The sequence below is a fragment of the Hymenobacter sp. 102 genome (assembly GCF_049949205.1).
GTDB lineage: Bacteria > Bacteroidota > Bacteroidia > Cytophagales > Hymenobacteraceae > Hymenobacter.
The window spans coordinates 1081467-1095118 of the sequence record NZ_CP188172.1; the positions used below are offsets into that span (position 1 = coordinate 1081467).

At 61.7% G+C, this 13652-nt stretch carries 13 protein-coding genes; 9 read left to right on the forward strand and 4 right to left on the reverse strand.

Features of this window, described 5'->3' with window-relative positions:
- Window positions 1–54: 54 nt before the first annotated feature.
- From ACN19L_RS04740 to ACN19L_RS04750, 3 genes are all read left to right on the forward strand, one after another.
- Window positions 55–1989: a gliding motility-associated C-terminal domain-containing protein gene (locus tag ACN19L_RS04740; RefSeq protein ID WP_426492390.1), complete on the forward strand. Its 1935-nt coding sequence runs from the start codon at window positions 55–57 to the stop codon at window positions 1987–1989.
- A 152-nt stretch (window positions 1990–2141) separates the two neighbouring features.
- A complete protein-coding gene (locus tag ACN19L_RS04745) occupies window positions 2142–2477 on the forward strand; it encodes a YbaB/EbfC family nucleoid-associated protein (protein ID WP_226269317.1) in 336 nt (111 codons plus the stop codon).
- Window positions 2467–3540, forward strand: a complete 1074-nt coding sequence (locus tag ACN19L_RS04750) for a glycosyltransferase family 2 protein (RefSeq protein WP_426492391.1) — start codon at window positions 2467–2469, stop codon at window positions 3538–3540. The genes ACN19L_RS04745 and ACN19L_RS04750 overlap by 11 nt, the downstream gene beginning before the upstream one ends.
- 174 nt (window positions 3541–3714) lie before the next feature.
- On the opposite strand, the gene ACN19L_RS04755 is transcribed toward ACN19L_RS04750, so the two are convergent.
- Window positions 3715–3933 (reverse strand): PspC domain-containing protein, encoded by a 219-nt coding sequence (locus ACN19L_RS04755; protein WP_226269319.1) that lies wholly within the window; start codon window positions 3931–3933, stop codon window positions 3715–3717.
- Window positions 3934–4096: 163 nt separating this feature from the next.
- Between ACN19L_RS04755 and ACN19L_RS04760 the strand changes: the two genes are divergently transcribed.
- The 3 genes from ACN19L_RS04760 to ACN19L_RS04770 all read left to right on the forward strand — a co-directional run bounded on the left by ACN19L_RS04760 (window position 4097) and on the right by ACN19L_RS04770 (window position 7546).
- Window positions 4097–5911 (forward strand): hypothetical protein, encoded by a 1815-nt coding sequence (locus ACN19L_RS04760; RefSeq protein ID WP_426492392.1) that lies wholly within the window; start codon window positions 4097–4099, stop codon window positions 5909–5911.
- Between the two features lie 104 nt (window positions 5912–6015).
- Window positions 6016–6441, forward strand: a complete 426-nt coding sequence (locus ACN19L_RS04765; protein ID WP_426492393.1) for a hypothetical protein — start codon at window positions 6016–6018, stop codon at window positions 6439–6441.
- A gap of 121 nt (window positions 6442–6562) precedes the next feature.
- The gene (locus tag ACN19L_RS04770; protein WP_426492394.1) at window positions 6563–7546 is read left to right on the forward strand and encodes a pyruvate dehydrogenase complex E1 component subunit beta; all 984 of its coding nucleotides are present in this window, start codon (window positions 6563–6565) and stop codon (window positions 7544–7546) included.
- Between the two features lie 102 nt (window positions 7547–7648).
- Here ACN19L_RS04770 and ACN19L_RS04775 read toward each other — a convergent pair whose 3' ends face one another.
- Window positions 7649–10747 carry a T9SS-dependent M36 family metallopeptidase gene (locus tag ACN19L_RS04775; protein WP_426492395.1) on the reverse strand — a complete coding sequence of 1033 codons (3099 nt, stop codon included), beginning with the start codon at window positions 10745–10747 and terminating at the stop codon, window positions 7649–7651.
- Window positions 10748–10998: 251 nt separating this feature from the next.
- Here ACN19L_RS04775 and ACN19L_RS04780 point away from each other — a divergent pair, with 251 nt between their 5' ends.
- A complete protein-coding gene (locus ACN19L_RS04780) occupies window positions 10999–11535 on the forward strand; it encodes a DinB family protein (protein WP_426492396.1) in 537 nt (178 codons plus the stop codon).
- A gap of 72 nt (window positions 11536–11607) precedes the next feature.
- Here the strand turns inward: ACN19L_RS04780 and ACN19L_RS04785 are convergent, their stop codons facing one another.
- A complete protein-coding gene (locus ACN19L_RS04785; RefSeq protein WP_426492397.1) occupies window positions 11608–12060 on the reverse strand; it encodes an acyl-CoA thioesterase in 453 nt (150 codons plus the stop codon).
- Window positions 12061–12112: 52 nt separating this feature from the next.
- Window positions 12113–12847 carry a class I SAM-dependent methyltransferase gene (locus ACN19L_RS04790; protein ID WP_426492398.1) on the reverse strand — a complete coding sequence of 245 codons (735 nt, stop codon included), beginning with the start codon at window positions 12845–12847 and terminating at the stop codon, window positions 12113–12115.
- A gap of 94 nt (window positions 12848–12941) precedes the next feature.
- Between ACN19L_RS04790 and ACN19L_RS04795 the strand changes: the two genes are divergently transcribed.
- Window positions 12942–13109, forward strand: a complete 168-nt coding sequence (locus tag ACN19L_RS04795; RefSeq protein WP_426492399.1) for a DUF2256 domain-containing protein — start codon at window positions 12942–12944, stop codon at window positions 13107–13109.
- Window positions 13110–13177: 68 nt separating this feature from the next.
- Window positions 13178–13558, forward strand: a complete 381-nt coding sequence (locus tag ACN19L_RS04800) for a hypothetical protein (protein ID WP_426492400.1) — start codon at window positions 13178–13180, stop codon at window positions 13556–13558.
- The last annotated feature ends 94 nt before the right edge of the window (window positions 13559–13652 follow it).

Genomic DNA, 13652 nt, shown 5'->3' on the forward strand with positions numbered 1-13652 from the left:
TACTTTAGCCCCGCCCGGACACGCAATCGGGCGGGTGCTTCGTTTATGGGCCGGATGAACCGACTGTTGTTGCTGGTAGTATTGCTGCTTGGCCTGGCCACCACCGGGTGGGCCCAGGGGTGCGTGCCCACGCCTAACTCGGGGGCGTGCTTTAAGGCCTATGATGTCGCTACTGGTCAGGAATTGCCCTTCTATCTGTGCGTGGGCCGCGCCGTGCGCCTGCGCGATTGTAGTGGCAAAAACCTCAACCCCGCCCAGATTTACTACCGCCAAGCCAGCACCATTGTGTGCTCCGGCTTCACCGATACCACCACCACCTTCACGCCCACTGCGCCCGGTGTGCTGGTGATTACCCAGAATACCCAAGGCCCACAGGGCGGCAGCCAGGGCATTATCTTCTCCCGCAATTTCGAGGTCAAGAGCACTCCCCAGCCCACCTTTACGGTAACCACCTGCACGCCTGGCTTCGTGCAGGTAACCGTGACGGATGCTACTTACGACCAGTATTTCGTGCAGGTGGGCAATGATGCCCCACAGCCAGCCCCACGCAATGTTGCCGTTACGTACCCGGCCACCAACGGCCCGACTTCGGTAACGGTCATCGGGCGTTATACCCAGACGGGCATTTGCACCGGGGCGGCTACCCGCAGCTTCACGCCCCTGCCCCCACCCCAGCGGCCCGCACTGCGCAACCTGGCCGTACAGGGCAGCACGGTGCAGCTCCAGTTTGGGGCCCTGCAACCCGAGTACCAGTACAGCCTGCAGGTGACTGATGCCGCCGCGCCGGGCGGCTACCGCACGGTGGCGGCGGTGCCTAGTAACTTAACCAGCTTCACGCTTAACAATGCGCCTTTGCCCGGCTGCTACCGGCTGCTGTTGGAGGATAAGTGCCAACCGGCAGTGGTCAGCTCCTCGTCGTTTGTACTTTGCTCGGTGGCGCTGACAGGCACCACCCAAAACGGCCGCAACCAGCTCAGCTGGACCTCCGGCGGCACCGGCGGCTATACCCTCACCCGCACCGATGCGGCCGGCGCTACCCTCACCCTGCCCGTACCCGCCGGCACTACTCAGTACACCGATACGGCCGTTACCTGCGGCAGCGTGTACCGGTACCGTCTCACGCAAACGATGGGCACCACTACTTCCACCTCCGATGAAGTAGCCATTACCACCAGTTCCGGCGCGGCCCCGGCGGCCCCACGGCTGCAGGCCACCTTCAACCTGCGCAACCAAGTGGAGCTGACGGCCACGCTGGCCCGCAGCCCCAGTGGCGGCCAACTCACGTATCTGCGCAACGGCGAGGAATTACGCACGACATCTGCACGCACCCTGCGCGACTCGCTGCTGACGCCTGGTCTGGCTGACCCGCTGTGCTACGCCGTGCGCTTTCAGGATGCTTGTGGCAACCGCTCCGCCGACAGTGCCCCCGTGTGCCCGGTGCTGCTGGAAGCCCGCGCCGCCAACGATGAAGGCACCACCATCCGACTGACCTGGACGGCCCTGCGCGGCCCCGATGCCACTACGCCCATCAGCTACCGGGTGCTGACCCTCTCGCCTACCAACGCCGTGCTGCGCAGCGTCTCCGTCGCCACCGGCCTCACCTACCTCGATCTGCAGCCGCCCCAGGATCAGCAGGTGGTACGCTACCGGGTAGAGGCTACCGGCGGCGGGCTGACGGCAGCCAGCTACTCCAACGTAGCCTCAGTGTCCCGGCAGGTCAAGCTGTTCGTACCTACAGCCTTTACCCCCAATGGGGATGGCCTGAATGATGTGCTGGAGCTGAAGGGCCGCTTCCTCGAGAATTTCCGCTTTACCATCATTGACCGCAACGGCCAGCAGGTGTTTCAGGCCACCAACCGCGCCCAAACCTGGGACGGCCGCATTGGCAGTGCCCCGCCAGTGCCGGGGGCCTACGCGTGGCGTTTTGAAGCCGTTGACCAATCCGGCAAACGCACCGTCCAGAGCGGCTCCATTACCATTATCCGGTAGCGCGTCAGCGTATCAGGCTCAGCCCGAAAATCTGCCGTTAATGCTCAAAAGGCATAGCTGACTTCTATGCACTGCCCAAAATGGCAGCATCCGGCTTGTGGCCTGAAGCTTGTAGCTTGCGCCATCTTTACCACCCTAACTACTGCATTCCGATGTTTGATATCATGGGCATGATGGGCAAAATGAAAGAGCTTCAGGAGAAAATGAAGCAGGCCCAAGACCAACTCCAATACATTACCACCACCGCCGAGTCGGGCGGCGGGCTGGTGCGCGCCACGGCCAACGGCCAGCGCCGCCTGCTGAAGCTGGAAATCGACGAAAGCCTGCTGCAACCCCAGGACCGGGACATGCTGGCCGACCTGGTGGTGGCCGCCGTGAACAAGGTGATGGAGGAGGCCGGCGAGAAGGCCAAGGAAGAAATCAAGAGCAAAACCTCGGGCCTCCTTCCCAACATTCCCGGCCTCGACCTCGGCGGTTTTGGCCTCTAACCCCGCTGCTGGCTCCTGCGCCGATGTGGCGGTGGTTATCCTGAACTGGAACGGCCGTGCCTTTTTGCAGCAGTTCCTGCCCGGCGTACTGGCTCATTCCGACGGGGCCACCGTATTCGTGGCCGACAACGCCTCCACCGACGACTCGGTGGCCCTGGTGCAGCAGCAGTTTCCGGCCGTGCGCATCATCCGGAACTCCGGCAACCTGGGTTTCTGCGAGGGCTACAACCAGGCCCTGCAGCAGCTGGGGCCGGAGTTCCGGTACTACGTGCTGCTGAACTCCGATGTGGAGGTGACATCCGGCTGGCTGCGTCCCCAGCGGGAACTGCTGGAAAGCAACCCGCGCATTGCGGCCTGCCAGCCCAAAATCCGGCAGTTCGGCTCCACTATGGCCGAGCAGCAGCAATTTGAGTATGCCGGGGCCGCTGGGGGCTACCTCGACCGGTTGGGCTACCCCTTCTGCCGCGGCCGCCTCTTCGACACCCTCGAAACCGACCAGGGCCAGTACGACGACCCGCGCCCGGTGGCCTGGGCTACCGGCGCGTGTATGCTGGTCCGGGCCGAAGCCTGGCATGCGCTGGGCGGACTGGAATCAGCCTTTTTTGCCCACATGGAGGAAATTGACCTGTGTTGGCGGCTGCAGAATGCCGGCTGGCAGGTGTGGTACCACGGCGGCTGCACGGTGTTTCACGTAGGCGGCGGCACGCTGCACAAATCCAACCCGCGCAAAACCTACCTCAACTTTCACAACGGCCTGGCTCTGGTGTACAAGAATACTCACCCCGCCGAGCTGCCCTGGGTGCTCACGGCGCGGGTGGTGCTGGATTGGGTGGCCGCCGTGCGTCTGTTCCTGCAAAACCAGCGCGCCGATTACCGGGCCGTATTCCGGGCCCACGCCGACTTCTTTTTCCGCCGCAGTTATTGGCGGCAGCGCCGGCAGGCCCAGCCCCAGAAGCTGCGCAGCCGGGAGCGGCCGGGCGTGTATCAGGGCAGCATTGTGTGGGCGTATTTCGGGCGCAGCCAGCGGAAGTTTTCGGAGCTGGACGTCCGGGAGTTGACGTAACCACCTTACTCTCTTCCCCCGGAGAAAGGGGGAGCCGAAGGATTCAGGACTGCGCCGCCGTTGCCTCACCCCCCGGCCCCCTCTCTCCCGGAGAGGGGGCCGGGGAGTGAGGCAACGGGCACAAAAAAGCCTGCTTCCGGGAAGCAGGCCTGGCACAAGCTAAAGCATGTGCTACTACAAATCCCACACGGTGCGGCGCTGCTGGCGCAGGGCTCGGCGCGCATTCATCCAGAACGCCAGGGCGAAGTACAGCACGATGGGCGAGCCAAAGGTGAAGAAGGAGGCGTACACGAATGAGAGGCGCACGCTGCCGGAAGAGAAGCCAACCCGTTTGCCAATGGCTTCACACACGCCGAAGCTCTGCTTTTCGATAAAGTCGGTTAGTCGTTTCATACCATCTGAGTATTCAGCTGCCGGGAGTGGCTAACCTGATCCAAAATACGATAATTGGTGGCGGTAGTCAAGCACTTACGTACCAAAGCCGCAACAAGATACGTCGGTTGCGAAGGTTTTTCCGTTTGTTGTCTGAATTTAGCGTCTCGCTCGCCTGTTGCTCATGCCCATTTCTGCTTCCCGCTACTTTTCCGGAATTGCCCTGGCCGGAACCGTCACTTACTTGTCGGGCTGCTCGCCGCTGGCCAGCGTACTGAAGCAGGCCCAGGCCGGGCAGGCGCTGACGGTGCAGCCCACCGTGCTGGAAAGCAACGGCGAAAACGTGCTGTTTGAGGTAACGGCCAAGGTGCCCGCCAGCCACCTGCGCAAGGGCGCGGCCTACAACCTGGGGCTGAGCTACCGCTACCAGAACGGCCTGCGCCAGGACACCGTGGGCCGCCTCACGTTCATCTCGGGCGAGTACACCTACGATGAGCAGCAGAAGGACCAGTTGGTTATCCGGAAGCAGTTTTCCTTTCCCTACGCCCCGCAGAAAAGCCCCGGCGAACTGGTAGCCCTGCCCGATGCCCGCGAAACCAAGCCCAACGGCAAGCGCGTGAAGGGGAAAGAGCTGGTAGTGGCCCGCGGCATTGTGACCACCACCCGCCTGGTGGTGCGCCAGGATACGGCCATTACCCTGCTGCCCGAAACCGCCGACAACAACATGAGTGGCACCCGGGTCCTGCCCTTCTTCTTTGATGCGGGCAAGGCCGAAATCCGCAACTACCTGGGCACCAACGTGGCGGCCCTGGAAGATTTCATCGAAGCCAACCAGCACACCGAGAAGGTGATGATTGTGGCCGGCCACTCGCCCGACTCCCTGGACCGCCACGACCCGCGCTTGGCCGACAAGCGCGTGCAGGCCTTGCTGAAGTACTACAAGAACCGCGTCGATACGGACTCCTACCTGAACAAGGTCAGCCAGATTGACTTCGAAACCGAGGCCTACCACCGCCGCTGGGACCTGTTTCTGAACAAAGTGCAGCAGTCGGCCCTGAAACCGGCCCAGATTGACTCGGTGGTGCTGCTCATCAACGATACGCCCGGCACCTATGCCCAGAAGGAAGAAGGCCTGCGCCGCCTGAGCTTCTACGACTACCTCGACCAGTACATTTACCCGGTGATGCGCTTCGGCACGGTGGCCGTGCGCTACTCGGCCCCCAAGCGCTACGACTCGGAAATTTACCTGCTCTCCAAAAAGATTGTGGAGAAGCAGACCGAGGCCGACGCTCTAACGCCCGAGGAGCTGCGCTACTCGGCCAACCTCACGCCCCTGCTGGCCGAAAAGCAGCGCATCTACGAAACGGCCGTGGCCACCACCGGCCTCTGGCAGGCCTACCATAACCTGGCCGTGGTGCTGCTGCTGCGCTCCGAAAAAGAGGTGAACCCCAAAGTGCAGCGTGCCTACCTGCGCCGGGCCGCCGTCAACTTCACGCTGGCCGCCCACCGCAACCCCACCGCCGAGCTGTTCTACCGCGTGGGCAGCGCCTACCACCGCGCCGGCGACAAGCTGGAGGCCCTGCAGAATTACGACTACGCCATCAAGCTAGGTGGCCCCCGAGCCGTGCTCAGCAAGGTGTTTGCCGATAAGGCGGCCCTGGAAATTGAGGTGGGCCAGCTGGATGATGCCCTGCGCAGCCTGAGCTACAGCTCCAAAACCTACCAGAACATCATGAACCGGGCCCTCATCTACGTGCTGAAGGGCAATTACCAAGGCGCGGCCGACATTTATGCGTTGGCTATCGGCTTGCGCCCTCAGGACCCACTGCTCTACTATTGCCTGGCCGTAGTAGCCGCCCGCCAGCAGAACGAGCCCGCCATGGCCATGCACCTGCGCCGCGCCGTGCAGCTGGACCGCACCTACGCCAACCGCGCCGTGGAAGACCTGGAGTTCCGGGACTTCGCCAAGGGTAAGCAGTTTATGGAGTCGCTGCGGTAGCAAATACGTCATTGCGAGCAGAGCGAAGCAATCCGTCCTTTTTAAGCACAAGACCATTCAGGCTCGCGAAGCCCTCTTAATTTCTGCTTAGCCAAGTATCTACCATGACGCTTGAAAACTTTGAGTTTGGCGACGACAGTATTTCTATTGAGTGGTCAGGAATTTACCTGGACATCCACAATTGCTTTGATTTTGTGGGTTTACAGCATCAGGTCGCAGACCAAACCGTTATACTTTTTTGGCAACGCTCATCTGAAAGCTGGGCTCAGTCTACTCCAGTTGGAGGCTTTAAGCTTATCTTCAATCAAACAACTTATTTCCGAATAGCGCCACGCGACGCGGAATATCCACTCACTGAGGACACTTGTCTGCGAGACCTGTCTTTCGTTCCGCAAACCGAGCGGGATGATTTTGACAATGTGTATTTCCTGAAAGAGCGGAGCCAAACAGATGACCTGAAATTTGTTTTTCAAAGCGAATTCGGCATCAAGCTTAATGCCCACACTGCCACTTTTGTAGTAACAGAATAAGCTCCCCGCTACAATGGGCACCTCACCGTTTGCCCGTCCCGGCTAGTCGTTGTAGCTTTACGGGCCGGACTTGCGCCGGCTTTTTGTTTCTGAGTTGACTTTTTGACTTTCCTCTGTGATTATGCGGACCATCCAATTCCGGGAAGCCCTGCGTGAAGCCATGTCTGAAGAAATGCGCCGCGACCCGCGCGTGTTTCTGATGGGCGAAGAAGTAGCCGAGTATAACGGCGCCTACAAAGTAAGCCAGGGCATGCTCGACGAATTCGGCCCGGAGCGCGTGATTGACACGCCCATTGCCGAGCTGGGCTTTGCCGGCATCGGCGTGGGTGCGGCCATCAACGGCCTACTGCCCATCATCGAGTTCATGACCTTCAACTTCTCGTTGGTGGCCATCGACCAGGTGATTAACTCGGCCGCCAAAATCTACTCCATGTCGGGTGGGCAGTACAGCTGCCCCATCGTGTTCCGCGGCCCTACCGGCAACGCCGGCATGCTCTCCTCGCAGCACTCCCAGAACTTTGAGAACTGGTACGCCAACACCCCCGGCCTGAAAGTAGTGGTGCCTTCCACTCCCTACGACGCCAAAGGCCTGCTGAAATCCGCCATCCGCGACGCCGATCCGGTGATTTTCATGGAGTCGGAGCTGATGTACGGCGACAAGGGCGAGGTACCCGAGGAGGAATACCTCATTCCGATTGGCAAAGCCAACGTGGTACGCCAAGGCGAGTCGGTAACCATCGTGAGCTTCGGCAAAATGATGAAAGTGGCCCTGGCCGCCGCCGACGAGCTGGCCAAAGAAGGCATCAACGCCGAAGTAATCGACCTGCGCTCGGTACGCCCCATCGACTACGATACGCTCATCGAATCGGTGAAGAAAACCAACCGCATGGTGGTAGTAGAGGAAGCCTGGCCGCTGGCCAGCATCAGCTCGGAGCTGGCCTACATGGTGCAGCGCCGCGCCTTCGACTTCCTGGATGCCCCCGTGCTGCGCATCACCTGCCAGGACGTGCCCCTGCCCTACGCGCCTACCCTCATTGAGGCTTCCCTGCCCAACGTGGAGCGCACCGTGAAGGCCGTGAAGGAAGTGCTGTACGTGAGCAAGTAAGCCGGCCGGCCGGGGTATCTACCCTGCCAGCCAATCAACAAAAAAGCCCGATTCTGGCCGGAATCGGGCTTTTTTTGTTGAGCCGTTTTCAGCCGCCGGGCATCAGGGTTGCCAGAGCACGCGCACGAACTGGCTGCCGCCGGGCGCCACCAGGCGGGCCATGTATACGCCGGCTGCCAGCCGCTCGGGCCGGAAGGGCACGGCTACCGTTTGGCCGGCCTGGCCCTGGCCCTCAGCCGCCACGGCTACCAGGGCTCCCTGCAGGTTCAGCACCTCCACGCGGTAGCGGCCGGCCGTGTTCAGCCGGAAGGTGAAGGTAGTGGCGTCGCCGGCGGGGTTGGGACTGGCCCGGAACTGGTCTTCATCGGTGGAGGCTACGCTGGTAGCATCGTCGGCGGAGCCGGTTTGCGGGTTATTACACAGGCCCACGTTGTCGCCGTGGTTCAGGTGGTCTACCACATCCGCAGCCGAAATACAAATCAGCTTGCCTTTGTGGCACACCTGTACCTTGTCGTTTTTATTGCCGCAGCGCACATCCACTACAGTTATCGTCACCGAGGCCGTTTCCACGCAGCTGTTGTTGTTGGTAGCCGTTACGGTGAAGGTATAAGTGCCCGGGGCGGTGGGCGTAAACACCGGAGCAGCGCTGGTGGTGCTACTCAGGCCCGTGGCCGGAGCCCAGCTGTAGCTCACGATATTCGTGCCGCTGGCCTGCAGCGTGAGGCTTTGCAGCCCGTAGCCCAGGTAGATGGTTTTGGGAGCTCCGCCGCTGAAGGTGGTAGTGGGCGACACGGTGAGCGTGGGCGGGTCGCAGGCGTACAGGGGCGGCAGGTCGAAGGCCTCTGCCTGGTCGAAGCGGCTGGTATTGCGGCCCTGGCTGGCACTGTAGCCTAGTCCCCGGCGGGCAAACACCTGCCAGATGAGCTTCTGGTTGGCCCCGGCGTTGTCGGCCCGGTCGGCGGCCAGAAGGGCGTCGCGCCCATCCACAAACCCGGGGCTGCAGGCCTGCAGCTTCAGCCCGTCCATCACCAGCTGCATGGCCAGGTTGTTGCCCCCGGTGCCGTGGTACAGGTCGGGATTGAAGCCGTATTTGTCAATGAGGGCCCAGTTCAGGTCCCAGAGCATGGTGGCCCACACAAACCCTACCCCGTGCGGCTGCGACAGGTTGGGGTTGTTGGTGGCGGCGTAGGTATAGCTGTTCACGGCAAAATCGGTGCTGTAGGGTGCCGGCCGGATGCCCTGGGCATTGGTAGCCTGCCCCAGGGCGTAGGTGCCAATACCGCGGCGCTTGGGCCCGGTGTCGCCCGGCTGCATGGTCAGCATCAGCCCAAACCAGTCGCTCCAGCCCTCGCCCATCTGCTCGGCGTTCTGCAGGCAGGTAACCACATTTGGCCCGCCGGTGAGGCGGTTGGAGATACCGTGGCCGTACTCGTGGGCGATGATGCCGTTGTCGAAATCCCCATCCAGCTCGGGGCCGGTACCGGCGTTGCGTAGCGCCACGCGCACTTCCTGCCCCGCATCCAGCGCCGCCCGGAGGGTGGCCCCATCGGCCTGCCCAATCATTACGGCCGGAATGGTAATGGGTACGGCAGGCGTGCCGCCCATGGTGATGGGGTCGCCGGGTGCGTTATTGATGACCACTACGGCAGTGGCTCCGGCCTCCTGGGCGTACTGCGCCTTCAAGGCGAAGCCGCACGAGCCCCGGTACACCACCGCAATGTGGCCGGCCACGGCGGCGGCGTTGCTCAGGGGCGCGCAGCCCTCCTGACCGACGCCCGCCGAGGCGTTGACCAGTACCAGCCGGCCGGTTACCGGTACCGGGGTGAGCGGGGCGCTAAAGGTAGCCTGCAGTGCCTTGTAGTTGCCGGCCAGCGCCGAAGGAGCCGTTACCTTGAACATTTCGGGGTCCGGAATACCGCTCCACAGGTACATCTGCATACGGGGCCGCTGGCCATCAACTGGCGTGAAGAAATTGGCGTTGTTGCGGGTGGTTGAGATGGTACGGCTGTCCTGGGCCTCGGCCCGCACATCGTCGCCACTTACGCCCCCGCGCCCGAAGTTATCTACCTGAAAGCTGCCGCTGGTTTCATCGAAGCCGTACTGGTACCATACATCGTGCATGATGTTGTTCAGATAGAACAGGTTGGTGGTGGCCGCGTCGCGGTACGTTACGGGCTGCTGGGTGAAGTCGATGGGGTAGTCGAACAGCAGGCCGGGCCCGGCATTGGGGCTGTAGTTGGTGCCGCCGGCGTTGTTGTTGTTGGTGGGGTCTTCGTAGGCGTGCACGTTGTTGCCGCGCGTGGTGGTGTAGCTGCCGGCAGAGGTAGTGTGCCAGCCCGCGGGCGAGGCCGTAGCATCGGCGGCCGTATGCAGTACGTAGCTGCGGCTGCCGTGGCTGGGGCTTTCGGCCGGCAGGGCAAACACGTTATAGGCATTAGCCGCCGGAGCGGCCACCAGGGCAGGCTGCTGCAGTGGGGCGGCCAGCACCTGAGCGGCCCCGCTGGAGCGGGTGTTGTCAAATGCGCAGTGGGTTACCAGGTTATCCTGGTCCAGCACCCGGCCCGTGGCGGCATCCAGCCGCACCACCCAATAGTTCAGCGCATCCAGCGGATAAATGGCTACCTCCCAGGCTAGGCGCAGCTGTCCATCGGCCAGGGGCTGGTACACCAGCCGGGCGGCAATGGGCTCCAGGGAAATGCCGGCGGTGGAGAAAATGGTTTGTTGACTGGCGTCGCCCCCACGAGCCAGCACGTTCAGCCCGCCGCCCAAGGGCAGGTTGACGTGCCGGGCTGCGGCGGCTACGGCATCGGCCGCCGACAAGCCGGGCCGGGTGGCCAGCTGCGTGCCCCGGCTCTGCGCCAGCGGAAGCAGGCGGCCGGCCACGCTCACCACGGCCTCATCGGGGCCCAGTGCCAGGGTGCTGATGGCCCCGTAAATGTCAATACCGGCGTGGCGCTGCTGCACGTACAGCAGGTGCAGCTGGCTGCGCGGGCTGCGCGACTCGCTGCTCAGCACCACGTCCTGAATATCGGTTTCGGTTACGCCCAACTGCTGCTGATGTTTCTGCAGGTACTGCCGGGCCTGAATGGGCAGGGCACGCGGGGCCGGCCGTAGCTGGCCCTGACTGAAAGCTGACAGGTTTGCAAACAGCAATACCAGTAGCAGCGCCCAACGGGTGGGATAATGTGTGGTGTGCAGCATACGAGGTGAGGTGAAGTGGAACAAAGCACTTCCCTAATATATTCTTATTTATATATATTTAATTATAATAATTATCATAGTAATACATTTTAGTCAGAAAACGCCCGTATTTTTTCGGGTTCCGGACCCCGGATGCGGCGCCTGTGGACAGCCGCTATGAGCGGTGTCACCCCGGGCGGGTGCATCGGAGGCCACTACCTGCCCGGCTCATTTTGCGTATCTTTTGCCTTTCATCCTTTTCCCTCCCCTGCATGAATCACCGGCTGCATCTTCGTTTCGAACAGCTCGAACTGGCCACCTCTCATCTGCTGGATACCGTTGCGGCACTGGGCCCCCGGGCTACGCAGCCGCCCGGGCCGGGCCAGTGGTCGGCGGTGCAGGTAGTGCAGCACCTGGTGGTATCGGAAACCGGCATTGGGCAGTACATGGAAAAAAAGCTGCTGCAGGCCGAGTCGCTGGAGAAGTCCGGACTGGCGGCGTTTCTGAAGTCGCGGCTGCTGCGGGTGTTGCTGCGGCTGCCCTTCACGCGCTTCAAGGCTCCCTCCTACCTGGAGAAAATGACGCCCACCGAAATTCCCCCGCTACCCGAGCTACAGGCCGAGTGGGCGGCCGTACGCCGCCGCCTGGAGCGCCTGCTCAATGAATTCCCAAGCAACCTGCTCAACCGCTCCATCTTCAAGCACCCGCGCTCCGGAATGCTTACCATCTACCAAACCCTGGATTTCATGATTGACCATGTATTGCACCACCAAAAACAGGTGGAACGCATTGCACTGGCAGTCAAGTAGCCAGACGGTTTACTACCAAAAAGCCCGTTGCACTTAGTAGTGCAACGGGCTTTTCGTGTACTGCGCGGCTGTTCAGGACTTTGGCTCACGCACAATATCCTGGTACGTAGCGTGGCGGGGCAGGGCGCGCATGAGGGCGGCAATGTCAGCGGGGGGCACGGTGAGCTTGCGGGCACGCAAATCCAGCCAGGCCCCCTCTACGGCCACGGTGGCAGCGGGGCGGCCATCGGGCTTGTACAGGGTATGCACTATGTTCCAGCGGGAGCCATCCTCACTCAGCCCCGACAGCTCGCCGGTTACGCGCAACTGCTCGTTGATGTGCAGCTCCTTCAGGTAGCGGGTGTCTTCCCGGAACAGGATAGGCCCGAGGCCGGCTTTCGCAAAAAACGGCAGCGTGAAGCCGTGCTCGGATAGGTACTCAATGCGGTGCTGGGCGGCGTAATCAGCGTAGGCAGAGTGACGCATGTGGCCGTTGGGGTCCATATCGGCCCAGCGCACGGTGTAGGTTCTTTCGAAAACAGACATGGATAAGGCTGTTGTATACGTGAATGAACATTAGAGGCGTAGATGCCCGCAATTACGCCAGCGTGAGGCGCACCAGGTACTGCTGCTGGTCATCCTCTTCCAGAAACTCTACCGTGTAGCCGGCGGCTTCGGCGTAATCCTGAAGCAGCGCGGGGTCGGTGAAAATCCAATGGAAAGCAGCACCAGTCTGATGAGCAAACTGCATGGTATATTCCACCTCGCCGTAATAGGGCCCATTCAGATCGAATACCAGGGCACCGTCCTCGTCCTCGTAGAGGTAGCTGATGTCGGAGGAAGTGGCCAGAATCTGGCCGCCGGGGGCTAGTAAGGCTTTGGCGTGCTCCAGAAACCGCTCCAGGCCGGCCAGCGTACCCGTAAGGCCCACTCCGTTCATCAGCATCAGAATGGTGTCAAATTTTTCCCCGGCGGCCAGGGCCAGGTCGAAAATATCGTGGCAGGCTACCTCCTGAACGCCCCGCTCCTGCATCACCTCCACAGCCCCGGGCGAAATATCCACGGCCTTTACCCGGAACCCGCGCTGCTGCAGCTCCAGGGCGTGGCAGCCGGCCCCGGCGCCCAAATCGAGCACCCGGCCCCGGCATTCCTCCAGCGCGGTACGCTCCATTTCAGGCATCTCCCAGAGCGAGCGAAAAAAGTAAGCGGCAGGCAGCACTTCTTCATCGGCTACAGAGCTATGCACGGCCAGCGTGGCACTCAGATGGCCGCGCTGGTAGGCCAGCAGGGCCTGGCCCAAGGCATCGGGCGCAACGGAAACAGAATTTGACATGGTGCAAAGATACAGCTGGCCGCCAACCCGGCACGGTCTGTAACCTCCGTGGCCCGGCTGGAGTTATTCAATACCCGTCTAATCTTTCTGCTTCATGAGCCTGCCGGACCGCCTCGTTAAAGGCCGCCTACCCACCAAGATCTGCCTTACCTGCGGGCGGCCATTTGAGTACCGCAAAAAATGGCGCAACTGTTGGGATGAGGTAAAATACTGTGGCGAGAAATGTCAGCGCAACAAGCCGAAAGCCCCGACTACAGGCTAGGGACGCATCCTTCCGGGCATTTTTTGCGTTCTGCCCAGCATCATCTCTACCGCTCAACTCCTGCCCTCATGGCCAGTAATCTTGATTACCTCGACCCCGCCTTATTGCCCCTCGAAGAAACCGTACAGGCTTACCTGAAAACGGAAAAGGAGCTGGCGCAGGCAGAAATTGCCGCCGCCACCATTACGCACAGCCCCCCCGCCCCACCCTTCGACCAGCGCCCCCCCGCCGGCAGCTACCCCCAGGAAGCCGAAGAAGCCCAGCTACACCTGCAGAACCTGCGCGACGACCTGGTGCGGCTGCGTCAGCAGGTGATTCAGCAGCTTCCCGTCCGTGATGAGTGGGTGAAGGTGAACCTGGGCTACGGCCCTAGCCGGGTAGGTGCCTTCCGGGTGGAAACCGCCTCGGAAGCTGCCCCCGGTGGCTACGAGCTTCGCGTGGTATTCTAGCTATTGACTTTCCTCCCGCAGCCGGCACTTGCTATCAGGTACGCTACTATTTCACCCGCTGATTCTACAGCATCGGGTACATGGCAACGGGCGA

Bases quoted from the DNA above. Each gene is read 5' to 3' on its own strand.
- ACN19L_RS04760 (WP_426492392.1), top strand. From the start codon at position 4,097: ATGCCCATTTCTGCTTCCCGCTACTTTTCCGGAATTGCCCTGGCCGGA.
- ACN19L_RS04775 (WP_426492395.1), bottom strand. From the start codon at position 10,747: ATGCTGCACACCACACATTATCCCACCCGTTGGGCGCTGCTACTGGTA.
- ACN19L_RS04800 (WP_426492400.1), top strand. From the start codon at position 13,178: ATGGCCAGTAATCTTGATTACCTCGACCCCGCCTTATTGCCCCTCGAA.
- ACN19L_RS04780 (WP_426492396.1), top strand. From the start codon at position 10,999: ATGAATCACCGGCTGCATCTTCGTTTCGAACAGCTCGAACTGGCCACC.
- ACN19L_RS04745 (WP_226269317.1), top strand. From the start codon at position 2,142: ATGTTTGATATCATGGGCATGATGGGCAAAATGAAAGAGCTTCAGGAG.
- ACN19L_RS04740 (WP_426492390.1), top strand. From the start codon at position 55: ATGAACCGACTGTTGTTGCTGGTAGTATTGCTGCTTGGCCTGGCCACC.
- ACN19L_RS04770 (WP_426492394.1), top strand. From the start codon at position 6,563: ATGCGGACCATCCAATTCCGGGAAGCCCTGCGTGAAGCCATGTCTGAA.
- ACN19L_RS04795 (WP_426492399.1), top strand. From the start codon at position 12,942: ATGAGCCTGCCGGACCGCCTCGTTAAAGGCCGCCTACCCACCAAGATC.
- ACN19L_RS04755 (WP_226269319.1), bottom strand. From the start codon at position 3,933: ATGAAACGACTAACCGACTTTATCGAAAAGCAGAGCTTCGGCGTGTGT.
- ACN19L_RS04790 (WP_426492398.1), bottom strand. From the start codon at position 12,847: ATGTCAAATTCTGTTTCCGTTGCGCCCGATGCCTTGGGCCAGGCCCTG.
- ACN19L_RS04765 (WP_426492393.1), top strand. From the start codon at position 6,016: ATGACGCTTGAAAACTTTGAGTTTGGCGACGACAGTATTTCTATTGAG.
- ACN19L_RS04785 (WP_426492397.1), bottom strand. From the start codon at position 12,060: ATGTCTGTTTTCGAAAGAACCTACACCGTGCGCTGGGCCGATATGGAC.